At 42.4% G+C, this 21,541-nt stretch carries 21 protein-coding genes; 19 read left to right on the top strand and 2 right to left on the bottom strand.

Annotation, left to right across the window (positions count from 1 at the left end; translation table 11 throughout):
* Positions 1-154 precede the first annotated feature (154 nt).
* From I6J03_RS20320 to I6J03_RS20270, 12 genes are all read left to right on the top strand, one after another.
* Complete coding sequence (locus tag I6J03_RS20320) at positions 155-1,456, top strand: site-specific integrase (RefSeq protein WP_039989860.1); 1,302 nt, start codon at positions 155-157, stop codon at positions 1,454-1,456.
* 361 nt (positions 1,457-1,817) lie between these two features.
* Complete coding sequence (locus I6J03_RS20315) at positions 1,818-2,228, top strand: hypothetical protein (protein ID WP_003005586.1); 411 nt, start codon at positions 1,818-1,820, stop codon at positions 2,226-2,228.
* Between the two features lie 87 nt (positions 2,229-2,315).
* Positions 2,316-2,603, top strand: coding sequence for a lipoprotein (locus tag I6J03_RS20310; RefSeq protein ID WP_003005583.1), 288 nt, complete (start codon positions 2,316-2,318; stop codon positions 2,601-2,603).
* Positions 2,604-2,723: 120 nt separating this feature from the next.
* The gene (locus tag I6J03_RS20305; protein WP_003005581.1) at positions 2,724-3,407 is read left to right on the top strand and encodes a HupE/UreJ family protein; all 684 of its coding nucleotides are present in this window, start codon (positions 2,724-2,726) and stop codon (positions 3,405-3,407) included.
* Between the two features lie 12 nt (positions 3,408-3,419).
* Positions 3,420-4,028, top strand: a complete 609-nt coding sequence (locus tag I6J03_RS20300; RefSeq protein WP_003005579.1) for a hypothetical protein — start codon at positions 3,420-3,422, stop codon at positions 4,026-4,028.
* Between the two features lie 19 nt (positions 4,029-4,047).
* Positions 4,048-8,433, top strand: coding sequence for a CusA/CzcA family heavy metal efflux RND transporter (locus tag I6J03_RS20295; RefSeq protein ID WP_003005577.1), 4,386 nt, complete (start codon positions 4,048-4,050; stop codon positions 8,431-8,433).
* 17 nt (positions 8,434-8,450) lie between these two features.
* Complete coding sequence (locus I6J03_RS20290) at positions 8,451-9,647, top strand: efflux RND transporter periplasmic adaptor subunit (protein WP_115171647.1); 1,197 nt, start codon at positions 8,451-8,453, stop codon at positions 9,645-9,647.
* Positions 9,648-10,003: 356 nt separating this feature from the next.
* On the top strand, positions 10,004-10,714 hold the full coding sequence (locus I6J03_RS20285; RefSeq protein WP_003005571.1) for a transglutaminase-like domain-containing protein: 711 nt from the start codon (positions 10,004-10,006) through the stop codon (positions 10,712-10,714).
* An 86-nt stretch (positions 10,715-10,800) separates the two neighbouring features.
* A complete protein-coding gene (locus I6J03_RS22775; RefSeq protein ID WP_003005568.1) occupies positions 10,801-11,124 on the top strand; it encodes a DUF6122 family protein in 324 nt (107 codons plus the stop codon).
* A gap of 17 nt (positions 11,125-11,141) precedes the next feature.
* The gene (locus I6J03_RS20280; RefSeq protein ID WP_003005565.1) at positions 11,142-12,422 is read left to right on the top strand and encodes an MFS transporter; all 1,281 of its coding nucleotides are present in this window, start codon (positions 11,142-11,144) and stop codon (positions 12,420-12,422) included.
* 264 nt (positions 12,423-12,686) lie between these two features.
* Entirely contained in the window at positions 12,687-13,445 is a 759-nt protein-coding gene (locus tag I6J03_RS20275) for a hypothetical protein (protein ID WP_232279666.1), read from the top strand.
* A 167-nt stretch (positions 13,446-13,612) separates the two neighbouring features.
* A complete protein-coding gene (locus tag I6J03_RS20270; protein WP_147284255.1) occupies positions 13,613-14,755 on the top strand; it encodes a hypothetical protein in 1,143 nt (380 codons plus the stop codon).
* Here the strand turns inward: I6J03_RS20270 and I6J03_RS20265 are convergent.
* Positions 14,750-14,968, bottom strand: coding sequence for a hypothetical protein (locus I6J03_RS20265; protein WP_003005560.1), 219 nt, complete (start codon positions 14,966-14,968; stop codon positions 14,750-14,752). The genes I6J03_RS20270 and I6J03_RS20265 overlap by 6 nt on opposite strands.
* Between I6J03_RS20265 and I6J03_RS22810 the strand changes: the two genes are divergently transcribed.
* On the top strand, positions 14,962-15,333 hold the full coding sequence (locus I6J03_RS22810) for a helix-turn-helix domain-containing protein (RefSeq protein ID WP_003005558.1): 372 nt from the start codon (positions 14,962-14,964) through the stop codon (positions 15,331-15,333). The two genes, I6J03_RS20265 and I6J03_RS22810, sit on opposite strands and share 7 nt — an antisense overlap.
* Positions 15,334-15,741: 408 nt before the next feature.
* Here the strand turns inward: I6J03_RS22810 and I6J03_RS20255 are convergent, their stop codons facing one another.
* Positions 15,742-16,038 (bottom strand): hypothetical protein, encoded by a 297-nt coding sequence (locus tag I6J03_RS20255; protein ID WP_147284256.1) that lies wholly within the window; start codon positions 16,036-16,038, stop codon positions 15,742-15,744.
* 28 nt (positions 16,039-16,066) lie between these two features.
* Between I6J03_RS20255 and I6J03_RS20250 the strand changes: the two genes are divergently transcribed.
* The 6 genes from I6J03_RS20250 to I6J03_RS20225 all read left to right on the top strand — a co-directional run bounded on the left by I6J03_RS20250 (position 16,067) and on the right by I6J03_RS20225 (position 21,523).
* Positions 16,067-16,342, top strand: coding sequence for a hypothetical protein (locus tag I6J03_RS20250; protein WP_003005553.1), 276 nt, complete (start codon positions 16,067-16,069; stop codon positions 16,340-16,342).
* 30 nt (positions 16,343-16,372) lie between these two features.
* A complete protein-coding gene (locus tag I6J03_RS20245) occupies positions 16,373-17,206 on the top strand; it encodes a hypothetical protein (RefSeq protein ID WP_003005550.1) in 834 nt (277 codons plus the stop codon).
* A 19-nt stretch (positions 17,207-17,225) separates the two neighbouring features.
* Positions 17,226-18,179 (top strand): toprim domain-containing protein, encoded by a 954-nt coding sequence (locus tag I6J03_RS20240; RefSeq protein WP_039989854.1) that lies wholly within the window; start codon positions 17,226-17,228, stop codon positions 18,177-18,179.
* A 643-nt stretch (positions 18,180-18,822) separates the two neighbouring features.
* A complete protein-coding gene (locus tag I6J03_RS20235; RefSeq protein WP_003005544.1) occupies positions 18,823-19,872 on the top strand; it encodes a DNA cytosine methyltransferase in 1,050 nt (349 codons plus the stop codon).
* Positions 19,869-20,279, top strand: a complete 411-nt coding sequence (locus tag I6J03_RS20230; protein WP_003005543.1) for a hypothetical protein — start codon at positions 19,869-19,871, stop codon at positions 20,277-20,279. Before I6J03_RS20235 ends, I6J03_RS20230 begins: the two co-directional genes overlap by 4 nt.
* Complete coding sequence (locus I6J03_RS20225) at positions 20,276-21,523, top strand: relaxase/mobilization nuclease domain-containing protein (protein WP_003005542.1); 1,248 nt, start codon at positions 20,276-20,278, stop codon at positions 21,521-21,523. The genes I6J03_RS20230 and I6J03_RS20225 overlap by 4 nt, the downstream gene beginning before the upstream one ends.
* The last annotated feature ends 18 nt before the right edge of the window (positions 21,524-21,541 follow it).

The following is a 21,541-nucleotide window of genomic DNA, read 5'->3' as shown; positions in this document are numbered from 1 at the left end:
CGGTTTTTTTTTCATTTCTTTGAGCCGATTTCTTCGGCGAGACGGTCACGGGTAAATCGCCCCTATGGCTGGTTTTACATAGTTTTTTGTTGAACTTCACGCAAAACCGTAACAAATAGGTAACGGAAATTTTTGCGTGCTAATTGAAAAAATTATGGCAACCGTAAGCGCAAAGGTTTATGAACACCACAAGAAAGCAGATGGAACTTACAATGTAAAAATTTGTGTCCATCACAAAAGTGAAAGAAAGTTTATTGACACCAATCACTTTGTTGTCAAGAAGCAACTGACAAAGGATTTTAAAATCAAAGATCCTTTTATTGCAGACAAGGTCGAACAACAGCTAAGAGATTATCGGAAGATGATAAGCGACCTCGACGACCGACTTGATTATTTTACAGCTACATCACTGCGAGATTACTTGCGTGATAAGGACGAGGACATCGACTTCATTAAGTTTTGTACTCAACACATCGAACGCCTAAAAAAAGAGGGACGCGGTGGATCGGCCAAAAATCAAGCAGTAATCCGTAACAGCCTTGTCGATTATTTTAAACGGCCATCCGTTTCCATTAAGGAGATCAACTCCAATATGCTAATGGCCTACGAGCGTTATCTACGATCCGAGCGAACAATGACACGCTACAATCAAGACAATAAGCCAGTAGTTACCACCGAAAAAGGTTTATCGGATAGTGGATTACATAATCACATGCGCGACTTACGGACATTATTCAATGCTGCACGAGAACTTTATAATAACGAAGACCTCGGAATATACCGTATCAAGCACTATCCATTCAAGAAATATAAGGTTGGTTCCCCGCCCCTCACTAAGAAAAGGAATAATACACTTGAACAGGTGTTGATTATTCGGGATTGTGTCACTAAACCCGGAAGCCGTGCAGAATTGGCCAAAGAACTTTATATGCTTTCGTTCTACCTCTGCGGAATGAATGCTGTAGACCTTTATCAAATAACAGAACGTGATATTAGGAACGGTCGTGTAGATTATAATCGCTCCAAGACGGAGGGTAAACGCAAAGACAATGCCTTTATCAGTATCAAGATTGTTGACGAGGCAAAACCTTTATTGGAGAAATATTTAGGAAAATTGCGTGAGCGTTATTCAAGTGCCAATTGCCTTAATTGGGCATTGTCAAAAGGCATGGAGCAATTGCGTAAGTTGACGGGAATACCCGAACTCACTTTATATTGGGCAAGGCACACTTTTGCGAATACGGCTCGTAACGATTGCCGAATGAGCAAGGACGATGTGGCTCTTGCGCTCAACCATGTCGACGAGGGCAACCGTACGACGGATATTTATATTGCCAAAGACTGGAAGATTGTGGATGACGTACAACGCAAAGTCATTGCACAGCTAAGAAAAGTCGAAATCAAGGTGATGAAGAAAATACAAGCAATGGACGAAACGGAAAGCATCGCCGCTTAATTATAATAACCGGATTACATGAGGTTAACTCCTCATGTAATTCTTTGTAATATTTTAAAATTGTAAATTTGATTGATTATGAAAAATGTAATTTGGTTTTTTATTACCTGCATCATTGCAACGATAGGCTTCTTTGCTGCTTTGTCTATGAAAACACCGTGGATTGGATTTGGGGTGGCTTTTGGTGTATGGTTGATCTTTTTATGGACGACAACAAAGCCGAGACGACGATGAAAGGATTTGTTTGGAATCAAATTAAGCGTTAAGAATGTAAAGGAAATAAAGATTTTAAGCCACCATTCTTCCAATACTTTATAATTTCTATAATTATCTTTTCCGAACTTTTTATATCTTTGCTGTAATGTTGCGTAAGTACTCTGCCATATTATTTTTAATAGTTGCCCAAATTGTTATTCTGGGTCATGGCATTGTATCGCACCACCATCACACCGATATTGTCAATGATGGACATCATAAAGACAATGATAATCATCATAAAAACAGTAAGGAAACTCCTTTGGAGATTGCGTTTTCGGGTTTTATGCACACTGGTGAACATGCAGCATTTACCACTGCTGATGCCACTAAAATTGTAGTTTCCAAAGATGCAGAAAAATCAATAAAGGCATTGCCTGCCGATTTCAAGGCTCCGGTTGCATATATTGTCATCTATCAAAGACATACCTTTCCACCGGATAGGCATACAGTTTACCAATCACCGCTCTACGGCGCATATTCCCTCCGAGGTCCTCCCTTTATCATCGTTGCTTAACTTTCATCCTCGAAAGTTAAAATTTGACTTTTGCTCTTGATATCACAGGGCAAATAATTTCTTTTTTACAATCAAATTTTTAAAACGATGAAAAAATCATTCATAATAGCAGCATTCGCTGCCCTTACTCTTACAGCTTGCAATAACAGCGAAAAGTCTTCGACTGACAACAATTCCAGTTCAGCACCATCTTCAACCGCTCCTGCGATTAATCAGGATAGTATTGATAAGGCTCATGGACATTCCCACGACCCGGCAGACAATCAAACCCCTGCTGTTAATAAGGATAGTGCGGATAAGGCTCATGGACACTCCCATGATGCACCTGCTGTAAATCAGGATAGTATTGACAAAGCTCACGGGCATAAACATTAATTAATCCCCGGAACATTCTTCTACCACTTATATTATGGCATTCCATCGCTATAATATAGGTGTGTGCATTCTTATAAGCAGTTCCTTGAAGTTTGTACCGATTTAAATTCACTGTTCTAAATGAGATATATAAAAATAGTCTTATCAATAACCTTGTTATTATTGATAACAGGGTCGGTGTATGCTCACGGAGTTGATGAGGATACCCAGACCTTTCTAAGCGGAAATTCGGGAGTAGCCTTTGTGCCGTTTCTCTATATCGGGGCAAAGCACATGCTTACCGGATATGACCACCTGTTGTTTCTTGTTGGTGTCATCTTTTTCCTTTACCGACCAAAAGAAGTATTGCTTTATGTGAGCTTTTTCACCATTGGACACAGTATAACCCTTTTGTTGGGCGTACTGGCAGATATGGCAATCAACGCTTATCTGATTGATGCAATCATTGCACTGTCCATTGTATATAAAGGCTTTGACAATTTGGGGGGCTTCCAACGCTTTTTAGGTTATCAGCCTAATACAAAAGCAGCAGTTCTAATTTTTGGTCTTTTTCATGGTTTTGGATTAGCCAGTAAGTTACAGGAATTAAGTTTTGACAGGACGGGACTTCTGACAAACCTTATCGGCTTTAATATTGGCGTAGAAGTAGGTCAATTTATAGCCTTAGCCCTTGTGCTTTTCATCATAACCAATTGGAGACGGTCGCCAAGTTTCATGAAGTTTTCAACCCTCACCAATACCCTGCTTATGGCAGCAGGCTTCTTATTATTCGGCTATCAGTTAGTCGGTTATTTTAACTCTTAAAAAAAAATCAAAATGGCAGAAATAACGCATCAAATATTAGACAAAAAATCCATAGTCAAGCAGGTACTAATTGCTTTGGTTGTAGGAACGATACTCTTGGTAAGTGCCGTACTTCCGGCTGAATATGGTATAGACCCCTTGGGTATAGGCAAAGCAACAGGATTTAGCAAGTTGTATGTTGGAGAGGCAAATACGGAGACGTTGGCTTCGGTACCGCATAAAATATTGCAACTTGAAAACGTTGGTTCAGGTGCAGAGGTACCCAAACCTGCAGCCGCAGACAATCCGGCTCCTGCTACGCAACTTGCAGAACGCACAGACGAAGTTAATGTGGTCATACCAGCAGGAAAAGGACTGGAATATAAGGTGGACATGATGAAACACGGAAATCTTCGCTATGAGTGGATTACGGACAAAGGAGAACTGTACTTTGATTTTCACGGTGAAGTAAAGAATAACAATAACTACTTCGAAAGCTATACCATTGCCTATTCAAACAATATGGTGGGGTCATTGCTCGCACCGTTCGAGGGTCCACAGGGATGGTATTTCAAAAACAATTCAAATGAGGACATAACTGTCAAAATCAGAATGAAAGGACAGTATCTCCTTAAACAATAAATTCTAACAACATTATGACATGTTAAATAAAATCATTCATTTTTCAATTAAGAATAAGTTGGTAATAGGACTATTTACCCTGGCATTGATATGCTGGGGTACATATTCCCTTACCAAACTTCCGATAGATGCCACACCTGATATCACAGACAATCAGGTCATGGTCATCACGGTGTCGCCTACGTTGGCGGCACAGGAAGTAGAACAACTGGTAACCTTTCCCGTGGAGCAAACGATGGTCAGTATTCCGGGGATTAAGGATATGCGTTCCTTTTCACGTTTCGGACTATCCATTGTCACCATCGTATTTGAAGAAAAGGTGGACATCTATTGGGGCAGACAACAGGTGCAGGAACGTCTGACCATAGCCTCAAAGAATATTCCAGAGGGGGTTGGGACACCTGAAATGGCACCTGTTACAACAGGTTTGGGCGAAATATTCCAATATGTAGTCCACCCCAAGAAAGGCTATGAAGATAAGTACGATGCAACGGAATTGAGAACCATTCAGGACTGGATTATCAAAAGGCAGTTATTGGGAACACCCGGGGTTGCCGAAGTGAGCGGTTTCGGTGGTTTCGTAAAACAATATCAGATAACCGTTGACCCCGATAAGCTGGCAAGTCAAAGTATAACCATATCCGATATATTCACTGCACTGGAAAAAAATAACCAGAATACAGGGGGAGCTTATATTGACAAAGGTCCGAATGCCTATTTTATTCGGAGTGAGGGTTTGGTAAAGAACATTGACGAAATTAAAAGCATCGTTGTCAAAAAAGAGAGCGGTACACCCGTGTATATCCGTGATGTCGCCGAGGTGGGTTTTGGCAATGGTCCACGCTACGGTGCAGCCACCAGAAACGGACAGGGTGAAACGGTTACGGGTATCGTTATGATGCTGAAAGGAGCCAATTCATCGGAAGTTATTTCCAATGTAAAGGATAAAATCGAGGAAATACAGAAAGGTCTTCCAGAGGGTGTTGAAATCGAACCATTCCTTGACCGTAAAAAATTAGTAGACGGGGCTATTTCAACGGTTTCTACCAATCTTATCGAGGGAGCTTTGATTGTAATCTTTGTGCTGATTGTATTTCTTGGCAATCTTCGAGGTGGGCTTGTCGTAGCATCGGTCATCCCTTTGGCAATGCTGTTCGCTATTTGCATGATGAACCTTTTTGGCGTTTCCGGTAACCTGATGAGCCTTGGCGCGATTGACTTCGGGATTATTGTCGATGGAACGGTCATTATAGTGGAGGCGGTCATGCACCGTATAACGGGAAGCAGAGCCCGATATGGAGGGGTGGAAAAACTTACACAAGACCAAATGGATGAGGAAGTGTATGAAAGCTCACGCAAAATCCGAACAGCCGCCGCTTTTGGCGAAATCATTATCCTCATCGTTTACCTCCCACTGTTGGCTTTGGTTGGTGTTGAGGGCAAGATGTTCACGCCTATGGCGCAGACGGTATCCTTTGCCATTTTAGGAGCGTTTATTCTTTCTTTTACCTACGTACCGATGATGTCGGCTTTGGTATTGAGCAAGAAGACATCGCATAAGGAAAATTTTTCTGATAGGATGATGAACGCTATACAAAGAGTGTATTCCCCTATTATCAACGGTGCGATGAAACGGAAACTTTTAGTGGTATCGGTTGCGGCAGTATTATTCATCATCACGCTTATTACATTCAACAAAATGGGCGCTGAATTTATCCCGCAATTAGACGAGGGCGATTTTGCCGTGGAAACAAGAGTTCCCGTCGGAAGTTCCATAAACCAAATGATAGACGTTTCCCAAAAAGCACAAACTATTTTATTGAAGAATTATCCCGAAGTAAAACAGGTGGTTAACAAAATCGGCTCGGGTGAAATACCTACTGACCCGATGCCTATTGAAGCGGGTGACATGATGGTGGTTTTGAAACCAAAGAAAGAATGGACAAGTGCAGAAACAAGGGAAGAACTCATTGAAAAGATGCAACAATCCCTGTCAGTTATTCCAAATGCAACATTCAGCTTCCAACAGCCTATTCAAATGCGTTTCAACGAGCTTCTTACCGGAGCAAAGCAGGATGTGGTATTAAAAATTTATGGTGAGGACTTAGATATACTTTCCGATTTGGCTTCGGATGTTGGCAGGAAAATCAAATCCATTGATGGCGTTGAAGACCTGTATGTGGAAGAAATAACAGGTTTACCACAAATCAATATTCAATTTAACCGTGAAAAAATTGGTCAATACGGCATGAATATAGAAGATGTAAACAGTGCCATTTCAGCAGGGTTTGCAGGCGAGGTTGCAGGTCTGGTTTATGAGGGCGAACGCCGATTTGATTTGGTGGTCAGGCTTGACAGTGCTTCCCGTGTAGATATTACCGATGTACAGAACCTGTTTGTAAGTACACCGGAGGGGCAACAAATTCCGTTGAGCGAGGTTGCAGAAATCAGCTATAAGCCGGGTCCTGTGCAGATACAGCGAGATAACGCAAAAAGACGGATTACAGTAGGCTTCAATGTCCGTAACCGGGATGTTAAGAGTATCGTAAATGACATTCAGGATATTATTGCCGCTAAAGTAAAAGTGCCTGCGGGTTATTATGTTACCTATGGCGGTCAATTCAAAAACCTCGAAGAAGCCAATGCCCGGCTCGCAGTAGCGTTACCTGTAGCCCTATTGCTGATTTTGGTGCTTTTATATTTCACGTTCCATTCCTTAAAACAGGGATTACTGATATTCAGTGCCATCCCACTGTCGGCTATCGGTGGAGTGTTCGCTTTACTGATACGGGATATGCCATTCAGTATATCTGCCGGAGTTGGGTTTATCGCACTTTTTGGCGTTGCCGTATTGAATGGGATTGTATTGATTGCAGAGTTCAACCGATTGGAGAAAGAGGGTGTATCGGATATCTACGAACGGGTGCGTATAGGTACACGGGTAAGACTAAGACCCGTATTGATGACGGCAAGTGTGGCTTCGTTAGGCTTCCTGCCAATGGCGTTATCATCTTCATCCGGGGCGGAAGTACAACGTCCTTTGGCTACGGTGGTAATCGGTGGATTGATTACGGCAACGGTTTTGACTTTGGTCGTACTGCCTGTACTCTATATCTATTTTACCCGACCATCAAAAAAAGTTAAAAGTTTACCTGCCGCTATCCTAATTTTAGGCTTTTTCCTGTTACCATCATTGGGCAATGCCCAAAATATTGGCGGTCAACCTACGAGGTCACTTACCTTGCAGCAATCCATTGATGAAGCCTTGAAGAGCAATGCACAGGTAAAAATTGCCGATTATGACATCAGCTTGCAGCAGATGCTCAAAAAAGGAAGCGTGACCATGCCCAAGACGGAAGTTTCTTATACGCAGGGCGTAGTCAGTAATCCTACCATAACGGATAACCTGCTCGTCGTCGGACAACGGATAGATTTCCCAACCGTGTACGGCAACCAGTCGAGACTGGCACAGGAGAAAATAAAGAGTAGCGAAGCCTATAAAGCCGTGACAGAAAATGACCTTGTACGTAGTGTAAAACTGGCTTACGTTCAGTACCAGTATGCGTTGGAACGAAAAGCACTTTGGGTGGGGCTTGACAGTATTTATGTAAAACTAAGCAAGGCAAGCAATATAAGATATAGAACCGGAGAAGCGACCAGTTTGGAAAACATCACTTCATCGGTGCAGTCAAAGCAGATACAAAATGAACTTGGAAAGAGTGATGCCGATATAAGAATCGCCAAACAACTTCTTCAGACACTTTTGAATACATCGGATGATATTACCATTAAGGACACATCATTGGTGGAGAGGGAGCTTTTATTGTCTCAACAAGTTGTGTCATCTACGGATAATCCATTGCTAAGCTATCTGCGACAGGAAATAGCAGTAAACCGACAGACTACCTCTTTAGAGAGAAGCAAAATGTTGCCTGACATCATTCTTGGATTTAATAGCCAAACCTACAAAGGGCTACAAACCATAAATGGCGTTGACCGTACCTACACGGGCAAAGACAGGTTCAACTTTTTTCAGGTTGGAGTAGCTATCCCTTTATTTCCGGGCGGTTATAGGTCGAGAATAAACGCGTCTAAAATCAACGAGCAGAAATCACAGGCGGAGGTTGAACTTGCGACCACGAACCTGAACGGCAGACTGAAAGAACTTGTACAGGAATATACCAAATTCCAGAAGTCGCTTAGCTATTATCAGCAAGAGGCATTGCCACAGGCTAATCTGATTATAAATAACTCGGATAAAAGTTTCAGGAGCGGTGATATATCTTATACCCAGCATTTACAGAACCTCACCCTATCGAGCAATATCCATTCGGAATATCTGGATAACCTGTACAACTATAACCGGGTAGTAATTTCAATAGAAGCGATTTTAGGCAACAAGTAATTAAAAATTTTAAAGAAATGACAAAATTATCAATTAAATATTTACCGTTACTGCTCGTTGCGATGATGGCAGTATCTTCTTGTAAAGACAAAAAAGACGGTGATACGGAAAGTCAAGAAGTCCCTGAACAGGTTACGACCGATACTGCGGCAAATGGTATCAAAACCATGACGTTTACGGATGACCAATATAAGCTATCTGATATTCAGACAGGCAAAATAGAAAGCCGTAACCTAAGCAGCATTATAAAAATGACGGGTGTCATCGATGCCGAGCCAGAAAGCGAAGCCTCCGTATCCGCACCTTTGGGCGGATACATCAAAACAGCCGGACTGTTACCGGGGCAACAGGTAAAAAAAGGACAGCTATTAGCTACATTGGAAAACCCTGAATTTATTGTTATCCAACAACAATATCTGGAAAGCCTCGGTCGGCTTGAATATTTGGAAGAAGAATATAAAAGACAGCAAGAGTTAAGGGATGAAGATATCAACGCTACCAAAACTTTTCAGCAGGTCAGTGCTGACCTGAAAGTGATGAAAGCCCAAATTTCAGGTTTGGAGCAGCAGATGGCATTGATAGGGATTAGCAGCTCGGCTTTGAAGAAAAGCGGAAGCATTTCAAGAACTGCAAATATCTATGCCCCTATAGGTGGATACATAAAAGCCAGCAATGTTAATATCGGGAAATACGTGGCAGCCACCGATGTGCTTTTCGAAATCATGGGGACAAATAACCTGCATCTTGCATTGAATGCCTTTGAGAAAGATTTAGGCAAAATCCGTCCGGGACAATCGGTTAAGTTCTCATTATCCAATGAAAACAGGTACGACAGGACAGCCAAAGTATTTCTGGTCGGACAGGCTGCGGACAACAACAAAATGATACCCGTACTTTGTCGTTTTTCCCAAGAAACCGGCTTGCTTCCGGGTATGTATGTGAAAGCACTACTTGAAACCTCAGCGGAACAACAGAATGCTGTCCCAACTGATGCTCTCGTTCAGTTAGAGGGAATGGACTATATTATTGTTCAGACAAATCAGGCAAAAGAAAGCTATACGTTCCAATTAATTCCGGTTTCAAAAGGTGTTGAGCAAGCAGGCTACACAGCTATTGAATTGCCATCAACGGTTAATGAAGATGAGCTTACAGTCGTTACCAAGAATGCTTATACCATTCTTTCAGCAATTAGAAACGCCGAAGAGGAAGAATAAGACCATTCATTAAGTCTACTGTATGAAATCAGGAAGAAATAGAAGCAGGAAAACAAGAAAGAGGAAGAAATTTGTACCTCCTCCAAAAATGAAAGGAGGTACAAATAATAAACGCTTATCAACGATGACAAAGTGTTTGCTGATTGCTTTTGGAGTACTCGTGTTTATTGTATTGCTCATGCTATCGACGGTGTTGTCAAACATAGGGGTATCGAAAGAACATGTCCCTTAATAGCACAACAATATGAACTATTTACAAATATTTTTTCCCGGCAATTCTTTGGCTTCCTGTCATGTTGATAAAGGCTTTCCCTTTTTGGGAAACCGCCATCGTGGAATTTAATTTAATATAATCAATGAAAAAATATTTGAAAGAAACACAAATTCTTGATTACAATCACCCATCGATACAGCGTATTGTTAACCAAAGGTATTGGAAAGATTTTGATACAATTTTTAGAATTAAAGCAATATATAACTATGTAAGGGATGAAATAAAGTTTGCGTATGAAAGCCATTCAACATCAAGTTCCTCCCAAGTGATTTTGAACGGGTATGGAGACAACAATACAAAATCAATTCTATTGATGTCATTTTTAAGGGCAGTCGGCGTACCAACTCGTGTACATGGATTTATTGTCAGCAAATCGCTAATGGCGAGTGTGCCGAAAGACATCTGGTATAAAGTTCTGCCAAACAAATTCAGACATAGCTTGGTGGAAATATATGTTGAAAGTGATTGGTACATTTTAGAGGGGATAATGTTAGACAAGGATTATTTGGACGGATTAACTAAAGTATATAATGAACCAGAATGCGAAAACCTGTTCTTGGGTTTAAAGGCGAGCCAAGAGGATATAGATTTCGAAAATCTAAAAGTCAACCCGTTATTGAAGAAATCCATTATCAAACAAGAATACATATTGGAAGACTTGGGCGTATTCGAATCTCCTGATAAATTCTATTTTCAGTATCCAAAACAGGGTAATACCATTAAGAATTTTTTCTTCAAAAACCTTGTACGACACTTACTAAACAAACAGATTGATAAAATAAGAAAGCAATAAGGTTCAAAGACCCTAAATTTTTAAAATGATAGACGGCGGAAAATGTAAAATACATTAGTTACTGCCTGTTTTAATTTGAATATCCAATGTCAATATTTATTATAAAAAATATCGTCCACTATTCATTACACTTCCTCTTTCCGGGGTTGGTTGCCTTTGTGTTTTACAAAAGGGGATGGAAAACCGTCTGGATAATTCTACTACTGACAATGATTGTTGACGTTGACCACTTGATTGCAAAACCGATATTCGACCCAAACAGATGCAGTATTGGTTTTCATTTTCTGCATTCGTATTACGCAATAGCTGTATATGCTTTAGCATTCCTGTTTGGCACTAAAATAATCAGAATTATTGCACTTGGACTATTACTACACATGGCAACCGATTTTCAGGATTGCCTATGGTAAAAACAATATTATAATATATGAAAATAATATCCTCAATAAAAATAGTTACAGAGCCTTTTAAGACCTTGCGAAATGAGACTTTCGCAAGGCTTTATTTTGCGCAAATCGCAAGCCTTTTTGGTGATGCTTTTACATGGTTGGGGTTAGCATTGCTTACGTATGAAATTAACCCCGATAATGCGGTCGCTATATTGGCATCGGCACTTACATTACGGGTTACGGCGTATATTATATTTTCACCCTTTGCAGGCGTTGTATCGGAAAGGTTTCAACGGAAACAAATATTGCTGATAACACAGTTTGCAAGAATGGCAATCGTGTGTATGCTTCCTTTTGTCAATGCTGAATGGCAGGTGTACGGATTGATATTTGCGCTCAATATATTTGCCGCATTCTTTACACCAACATACCGGGCTATCATCCCACAGATAGTGGATAAAGAAATATACAGGGAAGCCAACGGCCTGTCAATGGCAACCTTTCAGTTGTTGAGTGTATTTGGTCCTGCATTGGCGGGCATTGTAGCGGTATGGTTAGGGGCGAAACAAATATTCTTCGTCAACGGCACAACCCTTTTAATTGCAATACTATTCATTATCACCATCCCTAAAGCAGCCTTACAGAAAGGAGTTGATATCGCAGATAATACAGTGCCGAAAAAGACGTGGGGAGAAGTATTAAAAGGCATCCGCCTATTGTTCGGAAATAAGATTGTGCGTTTCGCATTGAGCATCGAATTTATATCAGCCATTGCAGGTGCAATGGTGTTGGTCAATACGGTTGGCTTGGTAAAAACATCCCTGCAATTGGACGATAAGCATTATGGATGGATAATGGCGGTATTCGGAGTGGGCGCAGCTATTACGGCATTTTTGTTGGGCAGTTTGGACAAAACCAAAACACGCAGTATATCACTGATAAGCGGTGCTGTTTTAATTGGCATAGCCATAAGCCTTGCCAATTTCGTTCCGTACACAGGATTGTTGTTTTTATGGGTTTCGGCAGGTATCGGACAAACACTTGCCGATATGCCATCCGAAACGCTGATAGGCGAAAACATACAACCCCAAGACCAGGGCAAAGTATATGGAGCTCATTTCGCATTTTCTCATTTATGGTGGGCAATAGCCTATCCAATAGCTGGTTTTTTCGGTACAAAATTTCCCGATAAAGAGTTTTTATATGGGGGTATCCTTACCCTAATCTTAGCTATGATAGCTGTTGTTCTTTTTAGGGTATCAGCAAAATCTCGAAGCGAAATAGAGATAGAAAAAGGATTAAACAAAAAACAAAGTTGATACAGTTGAAAAAAGAGTATAAGAATACTACTGTACAAAAAGAAGCCCAAAAACAAATATCTCCTTGAAGATGGAAGACATAGATATGACTGGGTAATAGTAAAAAATAAACTTATGCAAAACAAATATCAGATAAAATCAACGGTTCAATTTCCAGAACAAACAACGATACCGAGAGATCAATCGGATAATATCATGTTTGATATTTTGCAGGAAAACGTTGTCGATAACAAAGTTTATTGTGAGGAATTGATAAATAAAATTATGAAACTTCCTTATGCAAAGCTACCCGATTTCTTTTCACACCATTGCGTTTTTGTAGCGGACCCCATCAAGTGGCTTAATAAATTTGAAAAACTTATAGCCGAAAACGAAGAACTGTTTGTCAACTCTACCAACCGAGGTAGAATGATAAAATGCTACACCATCATTGAAAGTAAGCGGAAAGAAATAGAACAGACAGGCTATAGACATACGGCGGCTAAATTACCAATGCAATATGTAAATGCTGAATGTGAAACACGATACTTTTCATTTAAAGAAACCAAAAACAGATTGATCGAATTGCAGGACTATACTGAAAAAATTATGTTTCTCACCAAAGAAAAATTTGATTACGAACAAGCCAGTATTGACTTTATTAATCCCAAATTGCCCGATTATTCGGATCAATGTCAAAAGGAAATAGATCAAATACAGCACATCAACCGCCTGACAAACGAATTTTCCATTGAGCAAATGCAAAAAAAGAAAGATATGCTTCCATTCAGCAAACTAAAAATAAATTGCAACATCAATCAGTTTGTGGATATTTTCTATCAATTAAACAGAGAGTTGTTTACCAATGGTAAACCCGTCATAGACGGCAATGTAAATGACTTTGTTGCTATCCTTGTAAATTCATTTGTAGACAAGAATGGTAAAGAACTAAGTCCTCAAACCATCAAAACAATATTTACTCCATCCAAAGCCGATAAGCGACCTAAACCTCATAAGAGAATAGATATTGACAAGATGCTATAAAGCAAAAGTGTCCTATAAGACCATTTCGGGACTTTTTGACTTTTTAATGTTTCTGATTTTTGTTTCTCGTATGTGCAAAATTAATTTGATTTCAACGCTATTCAATATCATGGACGCATTAAGAAGTATTAATTATGAGGGGAAATTTTATAAGTTGGCTTTATGTATTGGAAAAGAACTTACATCCAAATGTACTAATCAAGACTGCCGAGCATCATTTAGGATTCACTCGCTATTTTGATGACCTAAAGGAAAGCACACAGCGATTTAGACCCTATTTTTTAAGTTTGGTCGGTAGTTCTAAATCCGAAAAAAAAGCAATTCTATTGCAGTTGACAATTGTTAGTAACACCATACATAATTATATGGTTGGTATGACAGGATCGTGGAATGAATATCCATTTTCCACCCAAGTACACCAGCTTTACCGCCAAACGCTGACCACACTGGAATCGCTTTTGGAAGCCTGCGAGAGGTTCGACAGGCATATTTTATCTGGTCTACCCTTGACGGCCTATTCCATTCCAAGTATCCGTATGGAACTAAGGAGAAGGTTACGTGATTTACACAGTCTGGTTTCCAAATCAGATGTTGATCCTGTATTGGGAGAATTGGTATTAAATAAACTAAAGTTATTAATCGAACGAAAGGGAATGAACCGATCGGATGCGGAGTACGCATCAATGATTTTGGAAGAACTGAAAAAGTTACAGCCCTTTACCACAGTTGAGATGGAAAACCTATTGTATCAGTACGATTTCAATACCCCGGCTTTTTTCAACTATTGCGCAAAATGTTGCAACCGTCTAATGGTGGACACACCAAGTTTACATGAACAATTAGAAATACTAATTGGATTGGAAGACAGAATCAGCAGCCTACCGGCACGGTGTACATCAAGATGGATGACAGAAGATGAATCCATTAGAGAACAAATAAGGACACTCCTTGCAGAGAAGAAACAATATATCCAACAGCGAATTGAATTACGAAGATTGGAAATACAAGATAGTAAACTTAGTGAACAAACAGACCGGATGCAGGTTAATCTACCCGTGGCTCAATTTGGACTTTTTATAAGGTTATTCATGGAGAAAGGATTATTGCCCAAAGAAGAGGTAGGCAAAACCTTTGCCTATTATGCCCGGCATTTCAGCACTCCAAGAACACCGTTCATTTCTGCCGAAAGTTTACAAAAGAAATCAACCGATGTGGAATTTTCTACCGCAAAGAAAATGAAAGGCCATCTGATCGGTATGGTCAATTGGCTGAACAAGCATTATAGCGTTTCCAATCATCAAGATTCATAACTGCCTGCGTTCAAACTCGTCAAGAAGCCCCTGTCTTTCCAATATCTCCAATAAAGTAGCATACCAGATATAGTTGAAGCCTTTTTTCTTTCGTAAATCGGGCAATTTCATATCCATAATGTCTCCGAGCGTTTCCAAGCCCATACCTTTAGCTTGCTTAACGAAATCGGTATCTATGTTCAATGCCGTAAGGGATATGTCAGAGGATGTCATCTGTTGATCTGAATTATAAAGTGAAAATTAATCATAAATATTCTTATCCCCACAAATTTAATATACCAAATCTTAAATATGAAATATACTTCATAACATGGCAGGTAATTATGTCGCAATTTCGTTATGTGAAGCACATACGAAATGACGATATAATTAAAGCTCTTGGCCAACGGGTTAGAGACCTAAGGTCGGAAAGAAAGCTAACGATGGAAAAGTTAGCCGAACTTTCCGGCATTGACTACCGACAACTTTCCTACATCGAATTAGGCCAGACCGACCCCGGTTTGAGTACCCTACATGCCATAGCCAAAGGGCTCGATATTACCCTCTCCTTTTTGATGGATTCGGAATCTCTCCGCTAAAATCCACTCCCTTTAATTTTTCAAAAAAACACACTTTATTTTTAATTACGCCTACATTTTGACTTGGGGGTGAAACGTTTCTTTCACCCCTTTTCACTGTTTTTGCCTTATGCCGTTTTCGTGCTTTGTACCCGAATGGGAGAATAACCCCATCTGGAAGTATGAGGTACATGGAATTGGCAACGCTGCTAAAAAATGCAGCCGAACAAGGAACAGCAAACGCAATCAAAGAAGAACGCCCCGTTCCAGATCAGTTGACCAAAGCCGATGCTTACCGCCTGTACGGTCGGAGCAATGTGGATAGATGGCTCCGTGAGGGGCTAATCTCCGCCCAACAACCTACCGACACTTCCCAAATCTTTCTTGACAGATCAGAACTCGAAGCCGTTGCGGCTTCGAGCAATCGGATCACCTACCTGCCTGTAACGGACAGGTAAGCGCATCTGCTGCGATAGCGGAGCATGGACGGTCTTTGACATTGAGGAGTGAAGCATTATCCCGTGAGGAATGGGAAATTTTGCGAAAGTGAGGTAAGCCAATGCTTGGCGATACCAATATGCTGAAAGCGCATTGGCAGGCAATAGCCCGGTCCGTACGGACTGACGTGAGTAGCTCCGACAACTTACTATAAATCGGCAAGAGCGGATCATTTCGGGTTCGTTGCCCGTTGCCGGTTCCAACACGGGAAGACCCAATTCCCTTCATTAGTAAACCATTAAATCCCCAAGAAGCTATGAATATACTATTGACACCGCTGCAATTGCAGACATTGCTTTCTTATGCTGCCGAAATGGGCGCAAAACTGGCCCTGTCCAAAACTGGCCATATCCGGCCATACCTCAAAAAATCAGAAGCATTCAAACGGTATGGACGAAAAAATGTAGAGCATTGGATCGGTCTGGGACTGATTACCCCGCGCAAGGACGGCGACCACTCCGCAGCATGGCGGATCGACCGCATGGAGATCGAAGCCGTAAGCAAATCCCGCGAAGCCATGCGCTACCTGTAAAACCTATCCATCACATCAAAAAAATTTCTTATGACATCTTACAAAAGCAACACACCATCCAATGAACCGTTGACCCTCGTAACCCTGCTCAAAGCATTGGGGCATGAACCCGTATCGATCAATGGCGATGAATTTCAATACGCCAGCGTATTCGGAAAGCGAACCAATAACAAAGTAGTCCTAACGGTCAATCAACAATTTAAAAGCTGGTTTGACAGCTCACTTGGCAAAGGTGGAAACCTTATGGATTTTGCCCGTACCTATTGGCCCCATCTTTCCCCCGAACGGATCGAAGAAAAACTTCGGGAAATACAACTCCAATCAGCTAAAAAAGATAGACCCCTACGCAAGCGCAAAGCGACCAAGATACCCGATTACCATGTCGCCCGTACCCGCCCTTTGGGATACAACAATGAGGTTACCGATTTTCTGATGGAAAGCGGTCTTTGGGAACTTGCCGATCTGAACATCCGAGAAGTCTATTATTATGTCATTGACCAAAAAGGCAACCGCAAGGATTTTTGTGCCGCAGGTTGGATGAACGAAAATGGAGGTTGGGAAGTGCGCGCCCAAAATTATACGGGCTGTATCGGTACAAAAGGAATGACCTTTATTTCGGCGAGTGAAACCGTGCTTGCCATATTCCCCGAATATGTGGACTATCTGAAAAGACGGAATGACAAGCATCTGCACTACGCATCGGTACTGATATTAAATCATCCCGATTTTTTGTCTGCGGCTCTGAAACGTGCAAGCCATTTTGAAAAGGTACTGCTTTATATCGATGAAACGAGGAACGGCTACCAATCGGCAACGGAAGCATTCACGGAAAAACTACCGCACACCGAAGTTATATCCCTTTAATTATCCAATCCACCTGCTTATGTCAAAATATGTAAACGTGGACGATCTCCGAGAAATCCCAATTTCGGACTTCCTGGCTCGGCTCGGTCACCATCCGGCACGAAAATCCGGCAAGGAACTTTTCTACCACAGTATGTTAAGGGAGACCAAGCAAGATACGCCATCCCTCACGGTTTGGGATGAGGGTGGCAAATGGATCGACCGAGGTGGCCCGAACTCGACAGGCATACAGGGCGGTAGTATCGTACAGCTCGGCCTTGCCTATTGGCCACAGCTTTCCTTTGTCGAAGTACTCAACAAAATAAAGGACACCTGCGATATGCAGGTGTCCATGATACCAGCCTATAAACCCGTCCGATCTCCTACGGAACAGGAACAAAAAGGCTACACCTTTGAACTTGTCCGAACGCAACCCATCGGCAGAAACTTTGTCCTGACCAAATACCTTGAAGCACGTGGGATATTGGACGTTGCAAATGGACACCTGCATGAAATCTATTACAGAAACCGTCTTGACAACGAAAATAAAAGCATTTTCTACGCCATTGGCTGGAAGAACGATTTGGGGAATTGGGAATTTAGCAATGCCAAAGGCTTCAAGAGCAGTATCGGTAAAAAGGGAATTTCTGTTATACCCGGCAATCCAAGCCATGCCGTTCTATTTGAGGGATATATGGACTACCTAAGCTGGCTCAAAGTAAACCGCCCAGACCCTACACCCACCGCCATTGTCCTAAATTCCATTGTCCAATTAAAGAATGCCATCGAACGGGTTAAGGGCATACCCATCGTGGACGTGTATTTCGACAATGACGATCCCGGCCGTAACTGTACCCAAAGGTTGATCGAAGCCGTGCCACAGGCTAAAGACCGATCCGGTGTATATCAAGGGTACAAGGATTACAACGATATGTTAAGAGATGCCATAAACGAGCATGAAATCCAGCACCAACGGGCAGGCCCCAAACGGTGATTTTCGGAGGGGCTGAAAACGGTTATTCCGATATATTGATAATCACATATACACATAAATGGATATACCGACAGCTATCTATGTAACTATCCGAATATACAGTTATACGGATAGACCTATATACCGATATTTCGATAGCCACCTATGCAGATAGCAGTACATACAGATATTCATGTATCCCGATATATGTATATCCAAACAGGTAGCGATACGGATATATGTATAGGTACGTATCGGTTTATCCATATAGGCACATATACAGTTATTCACATAGATACTGATACCGACATACAGCTATCCGTATAGATAGCTGTATTTATAGCGATACAGCCGATCAGATATATAGATCATCAATTGCTATCCCCAAACCTATGTGCCAAAAACACACCCAATCCACTTTTTTGCCCGTTGCGGTATAACCCCTCTTTTTTGTTTCGTATTGTGCAAGTTGTGTTTTTGTACGTACGGCTCTCGTACCTCGATGCCGTACCCACAAAAACCAACTTGCCCCGGAACAGACCAACTCCGATGGAGCAGGTCCGCACCAGGGTAGGAAAAAGGTCGCAACTCCCTTTTTCTCCTGCCAAGCGCACCACATCCGCCGACAACGGCGAAACATCCATAAACCTTTAAAACCATTACCATGCTAAGACACGGTAGCCTTTTTTCGGGCATCGGCGGTTTTGACATCGCCGCTTCATGGATGGGTTGGCAAAACGTTTTCTCCTGCGAGAAAGACCCGTTCTGCCGAACTGTTCTCAAACACTATTGGCCAAATACAGCACACTATGAAGACATCTACGATTTTCGGGCAACTCACTTTCGAGGACACATCGACATCATCAGCGGAGGGTTTCCCTGCCAGCCGTTCAGTCAGGCCGGACGGCGAAAGGGGGCGAAAGATGACCGTTACCTCTTCCCGGAGACTATCCGAATTATTAAGGAAGCACGGCCGGAGTGGATCGTTCTTGAAAACGTTACTGGACTCTTCACCATTCTCGAACCCGATAGTCTTTCTCAAATGGAGATCAAAGCGATTGAGCTTTTTTGTCAGGACGGTGAACAACCTGCAACAAGCACCATCATCCGACTCCAACGACGAGTTATCGGAAGCATCATTTCAGAAATCGGGTCAGCAGGATATGTACTACCGACACTTGAAGACGGCACGCCAATCGTTCTGTGTATTCCGGCTGCTGCCGTTGGCGCTCCACACCAACGGGATCGGGTTTGGTTTGTTGCCCACGCCAACCGCCACCGAGATAAGCAACATAAAAACGACAATCGAGCAGGCAGAGGACAGGCGACGGCTAAAGGACAGGAAGAACGAGAGGGGCAACGGCGGTCAGGTCTCCTTGACGGATTTTCTGGTGTACCATGCCCTGATCTCCCTATGGAGCCCGGCAGAGGACTTAGCCGAGAGGATGCCCCAAGAAATACAGAAGCGTTTGCTAAAAGTACTACCGACAGCGGAGCAGATCGATGGCACGAAATTCCCCTATGGACGGGATGGCCAACTGAATCCCCGTTTTGTGGCCGAGATGATGGGCTTTCCGAAAGACTGGACGGAGTTACCTTTCCGACATGGCGTGCCGAAAGCATAAAAGCCTACGGAAATGCCATCGTTCCGCAGGTCGCCCTTGAAATCTTTAGGGCGATACAGTCCGTCACCCTGAACCAAAAAGCACCATGAAGAACAGAATAAAAAAGAGAAAGTCCGCATCCCATGAACAACGATCCCGACGTTTTGAACTCCGGTTGAGCGAAGCAGAACGCACGCAGTTTCTTGATCTTGAAAAAGCACTTGGTCTAAGCCGTGCAGACATCGTGCGTATCCGAGTACTCCAACATTCCAAAAAGATGCTGGTCAATACCGCCGAAATCATGAAACTACTGGACGGTATCGGTACAGAGATCGGCCGATCCGGCAACAACATCAATCAATTGGCAAAGCACGCCAATACCCTGCAACAACAGGGAATGTTACATTCCAACTTGATCCGTGACCTTGCGCCATTGCTTACCGAATATATCAGATTGCAACGGAGGTTGGAACAATCCATTCGGCAGCTCATTAGGCTTATAAGGGGGCAGACATGATCGTTAAGATACTCGACCCGTCCACCACATTCAAAGGAGTGCGTTACAACACGAACAAAGTGGATAAGGATAAAGGCGAACTGATGAAAGTGGCAAATTTCGGTGCTTTGCAAGCCCTGCAAAATCTCCGTCCAAGAGATTACGTCAATTATCTGGAAGCCCAATCCGCAGCCAGTAGCCGCACGAAATACCCACAGCTCCACGCGGTCATTTCCTGCAAAGGGCGTTCGCATAGCAAAGAAGAACTAACCACCATCGCAGAGCAATGGTTGAGCGGTATGGGCTACGGTGAACAACCCTATCTCTTGGTATTCCATAAGGATACGGCAAACAATCACATTCATATCGTCTCCACACGGGTAGGCCGGGACGGCAAAAAGATAAACGACAGTTTTGAGAAAATCCGTGCCTACGAAGTGTTAAACCGTGTCGTTGGCGTGGACGAAAAGCAACAAGCCAATAAGGACATCGAAAAGGCTCTGGATTATAGTTTCTCCACACGGACGCAATTCATGATGGTGCTTGAAGCGCAGGGTTATTCCCTCAAACTGTCAGATGGGAAATATCAGATCAGCCGTTACGGCAAAAGACAAGGCACGGTTTCTTTGGAACAAGTGGACACCAAAATTGGTACTTTCAGCAAAGACATCAATCGGTTGGCACAGCTCCGAGCTGTCTTTGCTAAGTATCAAAGCCAATACGATCCGGCGGTGGTTCACACTCCGGCTCCACTTCCCGGCAATAGGCCGTCCGCACCATCGGGCTATACGTCGGCAATGGCACAAATGCTATCGGACAAATTTGGGGTACAGATCATATTCCACGGTAAGGACGGGAAACCGCCATACGGCTACACCGTGATAGACCATTCGAGGAAGATGGTCTACAAGGGCAAAGACCTTATGCCATTGGCTGAATTTATCGCACCATCGGAAGATAGACCCAAAATATCGCCTAAAGCGGATATAACGAACCCTACTCTAAAGGGGTGTGTATTCCGGCCCGAAGAAACAATCACCGAAAACGGTTATGTGCAATCAGCCAAAGACGACTTCGCAGAACCGAACGAAAAAGAACGGAAATCGACATCCGAAGAAACCACCATAGTTGCCGATTATGTACATGGAACAGCCGAGCAATGGATACCGAATATCCAGATCGATATTTCCGACGACATCGACGACGAGGCGATCCACGGGCGCAACCGTAGACGTAAGCGCAAAGCCCGGACGAATACCCGTTGACGCCCCCTTATTAACAAC

The sequence above is a fragment of the Sphingobacterium spiritivorum genome (assembly GCF_016724845.1).
GTDB classification, from domain to species: domain Bacteria; phylum Bacteroidota; class Bacteroidia; order Sphingobacteriales; family Sphingobacteriaceae; genus Sphingobacterium; species Sphingobacterium spiritivorum_A.
The sequence above is the reverse complement of the archived record's forward strand: the minus strand, read 5'-3'. Positions and strand labels throughout refer to the sequence as shown.